This window comes from Limnobacter sp. (genome assembly GCF_036846585.1).
Classification (GTDB): Bacteria; Pseudomonadota; Gammaproteobacteria; order Burkholderiales; family Burkholderiaceae_B; genus Limnobacter.
In genome coordinates this window covers 1-13,582 of record NZ_DAIUBR010000034.1, presented here as the reverse complement: position 1 = coordinate 13,582, position 13,582 = coordinate 1, and the positions used below count along the sequence as shown (strand labels likewise).

Genomic DNA, 13,582 nt, shown 5'->3' with positions numbered 1-13,582 from the left:
ACATGGCTGAACCCAACGCCCGGGGAAAACCGAAAACTTTCGAACAGTCGCGAACGCGCATCAATCGTTCGCTGATTCTTGTCATCATCACCTCCGTCGGCCCCTTGGCGCTTGCTGCGCTGTACATGTCGGGCAACACCTCAGACACACCCGGTTGGCAATTAACAATATTTCTCACCCTTGTGTTGGGCATGGTCGGTGCCTGGTTCATGGGCAACAAATTGCTGTCCGGGTTGCTTGACGTCATCAAATCATCTGCTCAATCGGAAAACCAGCTTCGCCGCCTCATGGAATTGTCGGGTGACTGGTACTGGCAACAAGACTCCACCCACACGATTGTGCGCATCATTTACCGCGGGAAGGATCAAAACGGCAGCGCCCGTGGTGCGCATTACCTGCCTTTTGATGGCTTGGCCCGCTGGGATGTTGAGGGGTTGAAGTGCATTGACCCCCGTTACAACTGGGACACGTTCAAGGAATTGCTTGATAGCCATCAACCCTTTGACCGCGTGTGTTTTGAATATTGGCCCAAGGATGCCGAACGAATTATTTTTGAATCGACAGGTCGACCCCTGTATGGCCCCTCAGGTGAATTCATGGGCTATATGGGTGTTTCAAGCGACCTGACCCAGAAACGTCTGAATGAACAGTTGTTGTCCTTGCAACGTTCCCTTTTGCAGGGTGTGTTGTTGTCTGCACCCATCCCTGAATTGGCGGCTTCGTATGCTCGCGGTCTGAAAAATTGCCTTACGGCGCGCGCCGAGGTGGTGCTTGGCTTTCGGGACAAGTCTGATCAGAATCATCACTGGCGTGTTCGTGGCACCGAGCCTGCACTGCGCATGCCCTTGGAGAAGGGGCAGGCATTCTGGAACAATGTCGAGCAATTTTGCGAACCACTGGAGGGCCATGACCAGCAAGGTTTGGTGTGGCTGGGGAAAATGAAGTCCGAGCATTATTTCGAAGCCAATTGGGCTGCCGAACTGGGCATTACTTCCATCTGGTTTGCGCTGCGAAAAGCGGTTGAACCCAACCAGCCGGAATACTGGATCATGGTGGCACAGCAGGGTGTAAAAACGGCATGCCATGACGATGTGTTGCGTGTGCTGACCGCCATCCGCTTGTTGGGCCTGTGTGTGGAACGTCGGGTTTTTGAAGATGATTTGCAAGGTTTGAATGGCACGCTTGAGCAACGCATCAACGACCGTACCGCCGAACTGACGCGCAGCAATTCCGAGCTGGAGGCTTTTACTTACACTGTGTCGCATGACCTTCGTGCCCCTTTGCGCGCCATCGATGGTTTTTCCAGCATTTTGAAGGAAGATTTTGCCGAAACCCTGCCCGAAGATGCCCGGGGCCTGCTGGATCGCATCAGCAACAATGCCCGGCAAATGGGCGGCTTGATTGATGGTTTGCTCGACTTTTCCCGTCTGTTGCGCACGGATGTAGCCCGTGTGAAAGTAGACCAGCAGCAATTGCTGGAACAAATTCTTGAACAACTTGATGCGAAGCGAAAAAACGTGGTGGAATTGTGCGATTTGCCACAGGTGTACGCCGACCCTGTTTTGCTCAAGCAGGTGTGGATGAACCTGATCGACAACGCCTTGAAATTCAGCAGCAAAACCAAGCAGCCCAAAGTGCTTATTTCCTGCGAAAAACAAGGGCGTTTCTATCGCTTCAGTGTGCAAGACAATGGTGCCGGGTTTGACATGAAATACTCAGACAAACTGTTCAACGTGTTTGAGCGTTTGCACCACAAAAAAGACTTTGATGGCACCGGGGTTGGCTTGGCTATTGTGAAACGAATTATCGAGCGTCACGGTGGCGAGATCGGTGCGAATGCTGAGCCCGGCAAGGGTGCCTGCTTTGCCTTCACACTGCCTGATCAAATCGATCTCTACGAATAAAGGATTCATCCATGGTTGATGTAGTACTGGTTGATGACAACTCCAATGATGCGGATCTGGCTTTGCGTGTTGTGCGTAAAACCTCGTCCAGTTCCACCACGGTGCTGCTGGAAGACGGAGAGCGCGCAATTGAATATTTCAGGCAATTGATGGAGGATCACCCCAAAGACAATACCACCCTGAATTTGCCGAAACTGGTGTTGCTGGATTTGAAGTTGCCCAAACTGGATGGGCTGGAAGTATTGAAGTTTTTGCGTTCACACGATGTGTTTAAAACCATGCCAATCGTGGTGTTGTCGTCCTCGCGGGAAATCAGCGATGTGAAGCGTTCGTATGAACTGGGTGTTAACAGCTTTGCAGTCAAACCAGTGCAGTTTGATCAGTATTTAACCCGTATTTCTGCGCTGGTATCTTATTGGTTGACGGTCAACGAATTACCGCGCGGGGCATAGCACCGCCGGTCAGTGCGGACTGGCTCATGCCACCCCTTGGGCCATATGTGTCGCTGGCGGTGGGTTTTTGCTCGGCCACTGCAGCTGCCGTTAAAATCGAAATTCTTTCCTGCAAACCAGCCAGTTGTTCACTCACCAAATCACCGTTGGTGTTGTTCAGGCGTTGGGCGTGGGTCAGGGTAGTGCGCAGCGTGGAATACGTCCCGAGCAGGCGGGGTTCATGGGCTGCCAGTACATCCACCCACAAGGCAATGCCATCCAGGTTGGGTTGAAACCCTTCTGCCTTGGCCAACTGAATATTGGCCAGGTATCGCTTTTCAAGTTCCAGCATCATGGCTTCTTTGCGAAGCGCCAGGCTGTTCAGTTCAGTGGTCTGAAGTTTCACCAGGCACGCTTGTTCTTCAAGCAAAATATCAACCAATGCCATGGCCATGTCACATTCATAGGCCAGGTTGCGGTACAGGTTCTTTGCTGCGTCAGCGTGCGACATAATCAGTTTCCTCAGTTAGAGCCCGAGGGGGTGCCTGGCGACAATTATTTCTGGCCAAGCAACTCGCGAGCACTTTCAATCACCTTGGCTGCAACAGCCTCGGCATTGACCTTAAATTCACCATTGCTGATGGCCTCTTTGATCTCGGCCACTTTCTCAGCATTGAACGGAGCGCCAGCGGCGCTTAATGCACTGGATTGCCCTGAAAGCGTTGTAACCGCCCCTTCAGAGCTTGGTTTTTCCGTAGCACCAGTTGAAGCCGACTTGCTACTGCCTTGCGGCTTCGTCAGCTTGTCAATTGGGTTGCTTCCCGAGTTTATTCTGTTGATACTCATATTTTTCTCCGCGTTGGGCAGAGCCTAAGTGGGTTTCGTATGTTTTCTTAACGGCTCGAATCTATCCAACTTTAACGAATTATCAAAAGAATTCCTACTTTTTGGTTATCCCCATTACAAACTAACCTCTACCAACAACGCGTCTCGCGCAATACCATGCAGAATTTTGCCCTGCGCGGTCTTTATTTTTACCACCTCACCCAGCTCGGCCTCGCCCATGGCGATGGCCGTGCCTCCAATTGCAAAACCTGGCCCTTTCATCATCACCTTCACGGTGTCGCCGTTTTTTACCATGGCCTGGCCACGCAAATAATCGTGTTTTAACAACATGCCGGGCCACAATTGCCTGGCAGCAGTTTTGTTGCCCAGGTGTGAAAGATCGGTCACCCAGCCGTGTTTTAGTTCTGTCAGGTTCATGGTCCGGAATTCAACATCGTTTGCGCCGATTGCCTGCCCGGATTGAACCGTGCCTTTCACCACCAGCACTGGTGCCCACACTTTTACATCCACACCGAGAAAGAACGGTGGTGTGTCAGAACCCACGCACTGCACCCGGACAAAGGTTCGGCCCCACATTTTGTTGCCTGCGCTGTTGGCAAACAGTGCGGCAGGGCATTGAATACTGCCGATTCGTTCATCCGCTTTTACAAAGCTTACTTGCACGCTTGCACCCGTTGGCAACAGCGAGGTGTCCACCAGTTCATGGAGTTGTTTTTCAGTCACCCACCGTGATCCCTCGGCATGGGCGTTCACCGCCGCAGCACTGAAAGCGAAAAACAGCACGCCAGCAATGGTTTTGCCCGGCAAGCGGAGTAACTCTGTCTGAAAAAATGTGTGAAATTTCATTCAAGTTTTTGCAGTTGCAGCCGTAAACAGGTCTGTAAGAAACAATTTCTGTCTCGATGACAACATCCTAGGCGGAGGCTTGCTACACCCTAAGCTGAAAAAGAGCCGCCTTTTCCCCCTTTCTCTCCACTTTGATTTGACAGCGTCAGTTCAATAATCCATTCATCCGTCCGTGTATGAAGGATTCAAACGATGTTGGACAAACTTACCGATTCAATGCAGTTCTCTGCCGAGGCCCTGAAACTCAGAGCGCGTCGTCAGGAGGTATTGACCTCCAACATTTCCAACGTAGACACCCCCAATTACAAAGCCGTTGATTTCGATTTCAAAAGTGCCTTGAAAGCCGCAACTGGCGAGAAAGGCCAGATGAGCACCCCCAACACCCCAGGTTTGGGCAATGGCGCAGGTGCATTGGCTGTTACGCATCAGGGTCACATCACCGGCCAAGGTAATGCAGGCATGACCACCGCAGAGATGTTGCAGTTTCGCCGTGGCAACAATGCCGCCATTGATGGCAACTCGGTCGACATTGACCGTGAGCGCGCCGCATTTGCAGAAAACACCGTGAAGTACGAAGCCGCATTGCGTGCCATCAATGGTCGAATTTCGACATTGAAGCAGGCCATGGGCTCGGGCAATCAATAAGGCCTAGGGAGCAAACATGTCGCTATTTAATTCCTTCAAGTTGGCTGGTGGTGCCATGCAGGCGCAAACCACCCGCCTGAACACAGTGGCCAGCAACCTGGCCAACGTAGACACTGCCGCGGCAAACCCCAACGAGGTGTATCAGGCCCGCAAGGTCGTGTTCGAAGCGGTGCTTCAGAAAGCCGCACCGGGCAAGGCCGCTTTGGCGGAGAACGTGCAGGTCAAAGACATTGTGGAGGACAAAACTGAAGCGAAAAAAATGTTCGACCCCAAACACCCCATGGCCGATGCAGACGGTTACGTCTACATGCCCAACGTGAACGCGGTGGAAGAAATGGTGGACATGTTGGCCGCTTCCCGCAGCTACCAAACCAATGCCGAAGTGATGAATACCGCCAAGCAGCTGATGCTGAAAACCCTGAACATGGGCAACCAGTAAGGAGAAATGAAGAATGACAATTGATGTAACTTCCGCGCTGGGCAACAACAGCGGCACCACAGCAGCCAAGAAGAAAACCGACGAGAACAGCCCCGAAGCAATTCAGGAACGGTTCATGTCTTTGCTGGTGGCCCAACTGAAAAACCAGGACCCACTGGCCCCCATGGACAATGCCCAGGTGACCAGCCAGATGGCGCAGTTGAACACGGTGACGGGCATCAACAAACTGAATTCCACCATGGAAGGTGTGGCGGCTTCAATCAATGGCAACCAGACCGCGCAAGCCACCAGCATGCTGGGGCGTGCCGTGCTGACCGAAGGCAATGACCTGGCCTTGGTTGAAGGCAAGGCCGTCGGCTCCCTGCAGCTGGACCAAAGCGTCGACATTCTTCGCGTGAACGTGCTCGATGCGGGTGCCAACGTGGTGCGCACCATCGATGTGGGGCCACAAGCCAAAGGCACACATGAATTCACATGGGACGGCAAAAGCGACGACGGCAGCACTTTGCCCGCCGGTAATTACAAGTTCGAGATTGAAGCCAAGGCTGCAGGCAAAGACGCCAGCGCGACACCGCTGACCCTTTCAGTGGTTCAAGGGATTCGCAACGCAGGCGCCGAAGGCACCAAACTTTTAACCAGCAATGGTGGCGAAGTGAGTTTCGCTGACATCAAGCAGGTTTTCTAAAACAAAGATTTTTCAAGGAGTCAAACATGGCTTTTTCAGCAGGTGGAAGTTTTCAGCAGGGTTTGAGCGGTTTGAACGCAGCTCAACGTGGTTTGGAAGTGATTGCCAACAACGTGTCAAATGCCAGTGTTATCGGTTTCAAGGGTTCTGAAGCTGAATTTTCTGATGTGTTCGCACGGGCATTCAACGGTGCCCGTTCCACGAACGGCATTGGCCTGGGTACCAGCCTGGCAGCTGTTACTCAAAACTTCAAACAGGGCAACATCAACGTGACCGGCAACCCCTTGGACCTGGCCATCAGTGGCACCGGTTTTTTCAAGGTGCAAGCCGACAACGGCGACAACATCTACACCCGCAACGGCCAGTTCACCTTGAACAATGAAGGTGTGATCGTGAATTCACGCGGCGACAAATTGCAAGCCTTCCCGGTGGATGCGACCACGGGCCGTCCATCGGACGTGGCCCAGGACATCACCGTGCCCCGCGGCAGCATTCCGCCAGCGGCGACACGCGCCGGCAGCCTGGAATTGAATCTGGATGCCCGTGCCACAGCCATTGATCCTGCTTTGGTGTTTGATCCCGCCAACCTGAACACCTTCAACAATTCGACATCGATGACGGTGTACGACGAATTGGGCGGTGCACACATTATGGCTGTGTACATGCGCAAGGAAGCGTCCAACGACTGGTCCGTGTTTGCAACAGTAGACGGCACACAGGTTGACATTGGTACTGCACCCGTGGCTACAACCACAGCGCCTGCGCAGTCCACCTCGGCTTCGCTTCAATACGGTGTGGATGGTTTGCTGGTGACCCCGAACGACGGAAACCTCACCGTGGACATGTCGCGTTTTGTCACGGCCAGTGGCGTGCCTTTTTCATCCACCGGTGTGGCACCCAACCAGTTCACCTTTGACATGACTGACACCACCCAGTACGGCAGTTCCTTCGTGGTACAGAACCTGGGTCAAGACGGTTATGCATCCGCACCATTTGCCGGTTTCGACGTGGGCGCCGATGGCATATTGACCATCAGCTATGCCAACGGCAAGTTGGTGAATCATGCGCAAATTGGTTTGTACCGTTTCCCGAATCCGGAAGGTTTGCAGCCCGTGGGTTCAAACGGCTGGCTTGCCACCAATTCATCCGGCCCCGAACTGGTGTCGCTGAGTGAAGACACAGCCTTCGGTCTTATCCAGTCCGGTGCACTGGAAGAATCGAACATTGATTTGACGGCTGAACTGGTCGCCATGATTTCCGCGCAGCGCGTTTATCAGGCCAACTCACAGACCATCAAAACCCAGGATTCGATTTTCCAGACCATCACCAACCTTCGTTAATTTGAACTGAGTTGAACTGAAGCGGGATAAAAAGAATGGACAAACTGATTTTCCTGGCCGCCCAAGCCGCCAAAGGCACAATGTCTCGCCAAGAGAACATTGCCAACAACCTGGCCAACGTGAACACGCCCGGGTTTCGGCAACAGCTCATGGCGTTTCAAAGCGCGCCCGTAACAGGCGAGGGCAGTGGTTCGAGAAGCTTCGCGGTGGAAACCAGCGTTGGCTTCGACACCACGCCAGGGCAAATCCAGTCCACAGGCCGGGAAATGGATGTGGCCATTCAGGGCGAAGGCTGGTTTGCAGTCAATGATGCCAAGGGCAATGAAGCCTACACCCGCAACGGCTCTTTTCAGCTGGATGGCACGGGCAACCTGGTAACCCAGGAAGGCTATTCAGTGATTGGTACAAATGGCCCAATCAATGTGCCGCCTGATCATCGCTTGTCCTTTGAAGGCGATGGGTCGGTGTCTGCCATTCCACTGGGTGGTGACACCAATGTGGTTCAACTGGGCCGCCTGAAACTGGTGAATATTCCCGAAGGTGAAATCAACCGGGGCGACGACGGCTTGTTTCGCGCCGCCAATGGCGACCCGGCAGAGGCAGATTTGAATGTACGTGTTGCTGGTGGATTTATTGAATCCAGCAATGTGAATGCGGTGGACATGATGGTGCAGATGATTACCGCTGCCCGCCAGTACGAAACCCAAATGAAAATGATCAGCACGGCCAAGGAAAACGGCCAGGCTGCCAACAGCCTGTTTGGCATGAATTAAGGAGAAACCCGCCATGATGCGTTCTTTGTGGATTGCAAAAACAGGTCTGGATGCGCAGCAAACCCAGCTGGATGTCATTTCGAACAACCTTGCCAACACAGCCACCAACGGCTTTAAGCGTTCGCGCGCGGTGTTCGAGGATTTGCTGTATCAAACCCTTCGCCAGCCCGGTGCACAAACCACCGAGCAAACCCAGGTGCCTTCCGGCTTGCAGATTGGTACCGGTGTAAAGCCTGTGTCCACCGTGCGCAATTTTTCGCAGGGCAATTTGCAGCAAACCGGCAACACGCTGGATGCGGCCATCAACGGCCAGGGTTTCTTTCAGGTACAAATGCCCGATGGCACCACCAGCTACACCCGCGATGGCAGCATTCAGATTGATGCCAACGGCACACTGGTCACTTCCAACGGTTATCCCATCCTTGGTCCGGTCACCATTCCACAAGGTGTACAAGACATTTCGATTTCTCAAGACGGTGTTGTATCAGCCGTCGTGCAGGGCCAGGTTCAACCGCAGGAACTGGGTCAAATCCAGTTGGCCAGTTTTGTGAACCCGGCTGGTTTGTTCAGCATGGGTCAAAACCTGTATCAGGAAACTGCCGCTTCAGGCGCACCCACGCAGGCTGTAGCGGGCACCAATGGCGTTGGCTTTGTTTCCCAGGGGTTTGTTGAAACATCGAACGTGAACGTGGTGGAAGAACTGGTGGGCTTGATTCAGGCGCAACGCGCCTACGAAATCAATTCCAAGGCAATCACGACATCAGACCAGATGTTACAGCGCTTATCCCAGCTTTGATTTGTAAAACATTGGGCACACTGAATGTGTTCTGATGGAGTGGATGGCATGAAAAAATTAACTCTCAATGGTTTAACGGCAGTGTTCTCGATAACTTTAGGTGCGTGTTCAACTTTCGCCCCTCAAGTGGACATGCCTGAAAAAACCACCGTACAGCAGCCTGTTCAGCAGCCAGCCCAACTGGCCATGGCAGCGCCAACCGGCAGCCTGTACAGCCCTGCAAGCTATCGCCCCTTGTTCGAGGACCAGCGTGCCCGTTTTCTGGGCGACACCTTGACCATTCAAATTCTCGAGCAGATCAACGCAGCTCAAACCAATTCCATGAACGCCTCCCGCAGCGACTCAGCCAGCATTGATGTGCCGCTGATTCAAGGTTTTTTCGGCAGCCGCGACTTGAAAGCGATCAGCGGCAGCGCCAGCAGCGAGAAAGATTTTTCTGGTCAGGGTGAAAGCAAAGCCGCCAACAACCTGACTGGCACCATCACCGTAACCGTGGCGGGCGTGTTGCCCAACGGCAATTTGCAAGTGGTGGGTGAAAAACAGATTGGCACCAACCGCGATGTGGAATACCTGAAATTCAGCGGGGTTGTGAACCCCATTACGATTCTGCCCGGCAACGTGGTGCCCAGCACCAAAGTGGCCGATGCACGCATTGAATACCGTGGAAAAGGTGCGCTGGATTCCGCAACCGCCATGGGCTGGTTGAGCCGCTTTTTCCTGACCGTACTGCCATTTTAAAGAGCGTATCCAATGTTGAAAAACTTATTGTCAGACTTAAAAAACAGATTGCTCAAAATGCTCGTGCTGACTTTGGTGGTGGTCGGGATCACCGCGATTGCCTCGCCAGCCGATGCGCAAACCCGGATTCGCGATTTGGTTACCGTTTCCGGCGTGCGCTCCAATCCGGTGTACGGTTATGGCATCGTGATTGGTCTGGACGGCACAGGCGATCAAACCACACAAACCCCGTTTACCAGCCAAAGCATTGTGTCCATGTTGCAGCAGTCGGGCATTACCTTGCCACCCGGTGCCAACCTGCAGTTGAAAAATGTAGCCTCAGTCATGGTCACCGCCAACTTGCCTGCATTTGCCCAACCCGGTCAGGCCATCGACGTTACAGTGTCCTCCATTGGCAATGCCAAAAGCCTGCGCGGTGGCATGTTGTTGATGACCCCCTTGAAAGGCGCAGACGGCCAGGTGTATGCCTTGGCCCAAGGCCAATTGATTGTGGGGGGCGCTGGTGCTTCTGCCGGTGGATCCAAAACCGTGATCAACCATTTGTCAGCAGGTCGCATTCCGGCTGGTGCCTTGGTTGAGCGTGAAGTGGCCTCGCCATTCCTGCTGGGTGAAACCCTGCAACTTGAATTGACCACCACCGATTTTTCCAATGCCATTCGCGTGGCCGAAGCCATTAACAACAACATGGGCCCGAATGTGGCGCAAGCACTGGATGGCCGTACCATCAAGGTGCGCGCGCCTTCCAACCCGAATGATCGTGTGGCCTTTTTGTCGCGGGTTCAGGAATTGAGCATCAACAAATCGATTGGCAGTGCCAAGGTGATCGTGAATGCACGCACCGGTTCTGTTGTCATGAACCAGGCCGTGATGCTGGAAAGCTGCGCTGTGGCCCACGGCAACCTGACCGTGAAAATTACTTCCACGCCTGTTATTTCCCAGCCAGCACCTTTTGGTCAGGGTGAAACAGTGGTGACCGAGCAGGCTGACATCCAGATTTCTGAATCCGGTGGTGAACTGATCGAAATCAAGGGCGCTGCACAGTTGTCCGATGTGGTCAAAGCCCTGAATGCCTTGGGCGCCACCCCCAGCGACCTGATTTCCATATTGCAGGCCATGCAAACCGCAGGCAGCCTGAAAGCTGAACTCGAGGTGATCTGATGACGCCATTGTCCAACAAGCCAGCAGACATGCAACAAATGTTGTCCATGGATTCGCGCAGCCTGGAAGGGCTGAAACGTGGTGCCAGGGCAGAACGGGGCAGTGAAGAATTCAATGCGGCGGTGGACAAAGTGGCCGTGCAGTTCGAATCCATCTTTTTGCAGATGGCCCTGAAAAGCATGCGCGATGCCACGCCTGAAGGCGGTTTGTTCACAGATTCCAGTACCAAAACCTACCAAGGCATGTACGACCAGGAGCTGGTTCAGAAGCTGTCAGGCAAAGGTTTGGGCCTGGCCAGTGAAATTGCTCGGCAGTTGAAGGCTGGTGCGGGCGTGGGCGGTGAGCAAACCGTTTTTTCACCGTCGCAGGTCAAGAAAGACTTTCCCTCAACTTTCCCGAAAACCGACCGTTAAGTCGTTCAAGACACCAAAGGATCCTGAATTATGTCGAACTCGGTCTACGGAATTGCGCTCAGCGGCCTGAATGCGGCCAGATCTGGGCTATCCACCACATCGCACAACATTGCGAACAGCAACACCGTTGGCTTTAACCGGCAGCAGGTGATTCAACAGTCGCGCCCATCCACGGGCAGCGACATTGGCTACATTGGCCAAGGGGTTGATATTGCATCGGTTCAGCGTGTGTATTCTGATTTTATTAATGCACAGGAACAAAAGGCCACCTCCGATGCTGCCTTCTTCGGTGCCAAGGCCCAGCAAATTGCACGCGTAGACGCCATGGTTGCCGATGATGCTTCGGGACTGTCCAGTGCGCTCAGCATCTTCTTTGGTGCGGCACAAACCTTGTCGACCAACCCGGCAGACCTGGCCGCCCGGCAAAACTATTTGTCGGCTGCCGACACACTGTCCACCCGATTCAACGGGCTGAACACGGTGATGGATGAATTGCGCACTGCCACGAACTTGAAAGTGCGCGACACGGTGGAGCAGCTGAACAACGCGACTTCACAAATTGCAGCATTGAACAATCAAATTGTGACTGCGCTGAACCAGACATCGAACGGTGGACCACCCAACGATTTGCTGGATCGCCGAGATCAGTTGATTTTGCAGTTGTCTGAACAGGTACAGGTTACCCGCGTGGATGTAGCCGATGGCTCAACCAACCTGTTCCTGGCCAATGGTCAGTCGTTGGTTGTAGGCACCACACAATTTCCGGTTCAAACACAGGTCGATCCACAAGATCCACAAAACCTGCTGGTTGGAATGACAAGCAAAGTAAACGGCCAGGATCGCCTTCTCGCCTTTGATTCGAAAAGTCTGGGCAACGGTGCACTGGCAGGTTTCCTGAGTTTCCGTGAAAATGAGCTGACCGAATACCAGAACACAATCAGCTTGCTTGCTGCGCGAATTGGCCAGGCAGTCAATGACATTCAAACCACGGGTGTGGACCTGGACAACAACCCGGGCAATGCACTGTTCAGTTTTGGCAGCAGCGGCAATTTTGTGGACGACATTTCCCGTGTTGTGCCCAATATCAACAACAGCACCGCCAACCCCACGCAAATCACCATGCGCGGTCTTGATTTGTCCAAGCTTGGCTCAGCCGAATATGAAGTCCAGATTGTGGGCAGTCAACCCCGTTATCGCGAAATGGGTACCGACGGTCCATTTGTTCCCGCGGCATTGGTGGCAGATCCGGGCGGCGATTACTACGAAATTCGTGACCCCACAGGCGCACCATTGCTGAGCTTTCAGCTTGACAATGCCGCACCGCAGGAAGGCGACCGGTTTGTGTTGATGCCAGTGCGTGAAGCTGCATTGAACATGCGCACTGCAATTGATCGGCCTTCTGAAGTGGCTGCATCGTCGGCCGTTAACCCCAGCATTGGCAACAACGAAAACATTCTGAAAGTCGCTGCACTGCAAACCGCGCGTACTTTGTCTCAGTCCAACAACTCGGCCGGCGTTTCCGTTTCGGATGGTTTCAACCAACTGGTCAGCCGGGTGGGCAATAAAACCCGTGAATTCAATCTGGCTGCTGAATCGCGTGAAACCGTGCTGAACCAGGTGGCTGATTCACGCGATGCATTGCAGGGCGTGAACATGGATGAAGAAGCGGCCAACCTGATCAAGTTTCAGCAGGCTTACCAGGCTTCCGGGCGAGTCATTTCACTGTCCAAAGAATTGTTTGATCAAATCCTCAGCATGTTCTGATAGGGTTTCAAGGAAAAATTATGGCAATCGGCAGAATCAGCACCAACCAGTATTTCAAGCTCAGCACTGACCGCATGAGCAAACAGCAAACTGAACTGGTCAAAATCCAGGGGCAGTTGGCGACCGGGCAGCGGGTGCTGAAACCATCCGATGACCCTTTGGCGATGTCGGTTGCATTGGGTGCCAAAGCGGGCGTGAAGACCATCGACAGTTATCAAAGCAATATCACGTATGTAAACAATCAACTGGGTCAAATGGATGTGGCCTTGCAGTCTGCTTCCGACATCATGGTGTCCATCAAGGAAGCTTTTTTGCAGGCAGGAAATGCCACATTGAGCCCTGCTGACCGCGAAATTATTGCGCAAGACATCGAAGGCCGAATGGAAGAATTGCGTGGCATTGCCAACCGCACAGATGCCAATGGCTATTACATGTTCTCCGGAACATTTCAGGATCGCGAGCCTTTCCAGACACCCGGCCCGGGCATAACAGGCACGTTTCTGGAAACCACAACTGCCGCCGCGGGCGAGGCCGTGATTGGTCGGGAAATTCAAGTGGCCAGTGGTCGTTTTGTCAACCTGAACATCACCGGCCAAAACGCATTTGTCGACCCCAATACCAACGAAGATGCATTCGCCATTTTGCGTGATGCGGTGGCCTTGCTGCGGAATCCGGCCTACCCCAACGGGCAAGAAGGTGCCACACCACAAGACACGTACCTGAAAGCATTCAACGACAAGGGCGCGCAGCTTGACGATGTTTTTGATCAGGTGCAAATTTCCCGAACCAAAGCAGGTGTGCGCT

16 protein-coding genes are annotated in these 13,582 nt (G+C 53.4%); 13 read left to right on the top strand and 3 right to left on the bottom strand.

Annotation, left to right across the window (positions count from 1 at the left end):
* Window positions 1-2 precede the first annotated feature (2 nt).
* Together V7028_RS13115 and V7028_RS13110 are read left to right on the top strand one after the other, a co-directional pair.
* The gene (locus V7028_RS13115; RefSeq protein WP_334120530.1) at window positions 3-1,904 is read left to right on the top strand and encodes a PAS domain-containing sensor histidine kinase; all 1,902 of its coding nucleotides are present in this window, start codon (window positions 3-5) and stop codon (window positions 1,902-1,904) included.
* A gap of 11 nt (window positions 1,905-1,915) precedes the next feature.
* Window positions 1,916-2,356, top strand: coding sequence for a response regulator (locus V7028_RS13110; protein ID WP_334120529.1), 441 nt, complete (start codon window positions 1,916-1,918; stop codon window positions 2,354-2,356).
* Here the strand turns inward: V7028_RS13110 and V7028_RS13105 are convergent.
* The 3 genes from V7028_RS13105 to flgA form a co-directional block, all read right to left on the bottom strand.
* Entirely contained in the window at window positions 2,331-2,846 is a 516-nt protein-coding gene (locus tag V7028_RS13105; RefSeq protein ID WP_334120528.1) for a flagellar protein FlgN, read from the bottom strand. The two genes, V7028_RS13110 and V7028_RS13105, sit on opposite strands and share 26 nt — an antisense overlap.
* 44 nt (window positions 2,847-2,890) lie before the next feature.
* Window positions 2,891-3,181 carry a flagellar biosynthesis anti-sigma factor FlgM gene (gene flgM, locus V7028_RS13100; protein WP_334120527.1) on the bottom strand — a complete coding sequence of 97 codons (291 nt, stop codon included), beginning with the start codon at window positions 3,179-3,181 and terminating at the stop codon, window positions 2,891-2,893.
* Window positions 3,182-3,295: 114 nt separating this feature from the next.
* Window positions 3,296-4,027 carry a flagellar basal body P-ring formation chaperone FlgA gene (gene flgA, locus V7028_RS13095; RefSeq protein ID WP_334120526.1) on the bottom strand — a complete coding sequence of 244 codons (732 nt, stop codon included), beginning with the start codon at window positions 4,025-4,027 and terminating at the stop codon, window positions 3,296-3,298.
* A 192-nt stretch (window positions 4,028-4,219) separates the two neighbouring features.
* On the opposite strand from flgA, the gene flgB reads away from it, so the two are divergent.
* The 11 genes from flgB to flgL all read left to right on the top strand — a co-directional run.
* Window positions 4,220-4,672 (top strand): flagellar basal body rod protein FlgB, encoded by a 453-nt coding sequence (gene flgB / locus V7028_RS13090; protein ID WP_334120525.1) that lies wholly within the window; start codon window positions 4,220-4,222, stop codon window positions 4,670-4,672.
* A gap of 16 nt (window positions 4,673-4,688) precedes the next feature.
* Window positions 4,689-5,111 carry a flagellar basal body rod protein FlgC gene (flgC, locus tag V7028_RS13085; protein ID WP_334120524.1) on the top strand — a complete coding sequence of 141 codons (423 nt, stop codon included), beginning with the start codon at window positions 4,689-4,691 and terminating at the stop codon, window positions 5,109-5,111.
* A gap of 13 nt (window positions 5,112-5,124) precedes the next feature.
* Entirely contained in the window at window positions 5,125-5,796 is a 672-nt protein-coding gene (locus tag V7028_RS13080) for a flagellar hook assembly protein FlgD (RefSeq protein WP_334120523.1), read from the top strand.
* A gap of 26 nt (window positions 5,797-5,822) precedes the next feature.
* Window positions 5,823-7,136, top strand: a complete 1,314-nt coding sequence (gene flgE / locus V7028_RS13075; protein WP_334120522.1) for a flagellar hook protein FlgE — start codon at window positions 5,823-5,825, stop codon at window positions 7,134-7,136.
* Window positions 7,137-7,171: 35 nt separating this feature from the next.
* The gene (gene flgF / locus V7028_RS13070; protein WP_334120521.1) at window positions 7,172-7,909 is read left to right on the top strand and encodes a flagellar basal-body rod protein FlgF; all 738 of its coding nucleotides are present in this window, start codon (window positions 7,172-7,174) and stop codon (window positions 7,907-7,909) included.
* Window positions 7,910-7,922: 13 nt separating this feature from the next.
* Complete coding sequence (flgG, locus tag V7028_RS13065; protein WP_334120520.1) at window positions 7,923-8,705, top strand: flagellar basal-body rod protein FlgG; 783 nt, start codon at window positions 7,923-7,925, stop codon at window positions 8,703-8,705.
* A 48-nt stretch (window positions 8,706-8,753) separates the two neighbouring features.
* Entirely contained in the window at window positions 8,754-9,443 is a 690-nt protein-coding gene (locus tag V7028_RS13060) for a flagellar basal body L-ring protein FlgH (protein ID WP_334120519.1), read from the top strand.
* 12 nt (window positions 9,444-9,455) lie between these two features.
* Window positions 9,456-10,601, top strand: a complete 1,146-nt coding sequence (locus V7028_RS13055; RefSeq protein ID WP_334120518.1) for a flagellar basal body P-ring protein FlgI — start codon at window positions 9,456-9,458, stop codon at window positions 10,599-10,601.
* The gene (locus V7028_RS13050) at window positions 10,601-11,014 is read left to right on the top strand and encodes a rod-binding protein (RefSeq protein ID WP_334120517.1); all 414 of its coding nucleotides are present in this window, start codon (window positions 10,601-10,603) and stop codon (window positions 11,012-11,014) included. Before V7028_RS13055 ends, V7028_RS13050 begins: the two co-directional genes overlap by 1 nt.
* A gap of 30 nt (window positions 11,015-11,044) precedes the next feature.
* Complete coding sequence (gene flgK / locus V7028_RS13045) at window positions 11,045-12,778, top strand: flagellar hook-associated protein FlgK (RefSeq protein WP_334120516.1); 1,734 nt, start codon at window positions 11,045-11,047, stop codon at window positions 12,776-12,778.
* 20 nt (window positions 12,779-12,798) lie between these two features.
* The coding region (gene flgL / locus V7028_RS13040) for a flagellar hook-associated protein FlgL (protein ID WP_334120515.1) at window positions 12,799-13,582 on the top strand (784 nt) is incomplete at its 3' end.

Bases quoted from the DNA above. Each gene is read 5' to 3' on its own strand.
- flgK (WP_334120516.1), top strand. From the start codon at position 11,045: ATGTCGAACTCGGTCTACGGAATTGCGCTCAGCGGCCTGAATGCGGCC.
- V7028_RS13055 (WP_334120518.1), top strand. From the start codon at position 9,456: ATGTTGAAAAACTTATTGTCAGACTTAAAAAACAGATTGCTCAAAATG.
- V7028_RS13110 (WP_334120529.1), top strand. From the start codon at position 1,916: ATGGTTGATGTAGTACTGGTTGATGACAACTCCAATGATGCGGATCTG.
- flgE (WP_334120522.1), top strand. From the start codon at position 5,823: ATGGCTTTTTCAGCAGGTGGAAGTTTTCAGCAGGGTTTGAGCGGTTTG.
- flgC (WP_334120524.1), top strand. From the start codon at position 4,689: ATGTCGCTATTTAATTCCTTCAAGTTGGCTGGTGGTGCCATGCAGGCG.
- flgM (WP_334120527.1), bottom strand. From the start codon at position 3,181: ATGAGTATCAACAGAATAAACTCGGGAAGCAACCCAATTGACAAGCTG.
- V7028_RS13060 (WP_334120519.1), top strand. From the start codon at position 8,754: ATGAAAAAATTAACTCTCAATGGTTTAACGGCAGTGTTCTCGATAACT.
- V7028_RS13115 (WP_334120530.1), top strand. From the start codon at position 3: ATGGCTGAACCCAACGCCCGGGGAAAACCGAAAACTTTCGAACAGTCG.
- V7028_RS13080 (WP_334120523.1), top strand. From the start codon at position 5,125: ATGACAATTGATGTAACTTCCGCGCTGGGCAACAACAGCGGCACCACA.
- flgG (WP_334120520.1), top strand. From the start codon at position 7,923: ATGATGCGTTCTTTGTGGATTGCAAAAACAGGTCTGGATGCGCAGCAA.
- V7028_RS13105 (WP_334120528.1), bottom strand. From the start codon at position 2,846: ATGTCGCACGCTGACGCAGCAAAGAACCTGTACCGCAACCTGGCCTAT.
- flgB (WP_334120525.1), top strand. From the start codon at position 4,220: ATGTTGGACAAACTTACCGATTCAATGCAGTTCTCTGCCGAGGCCCTG.
- V7028_RS13050 (WP_334120517.1), top strand. From the start codon at position 10,601: ATGACGCCATTGTCCAACAAGCCAGCAGACATGCAACAAATGTTGTCC.
- flgF (WP_334120521.1), top strand. From the start codon at position 7,172: ATGGACAAACTGATTTTCCTGGCCGCCCAAGCCGCCAAAGGCACAATG.
- flgA (WP_334120526.1), bottom strand. From the start codon at position 4,027: ATGAAATTTCACACATTTTTTCAGACAGAGTTACTCCGCTTGCCGGGC.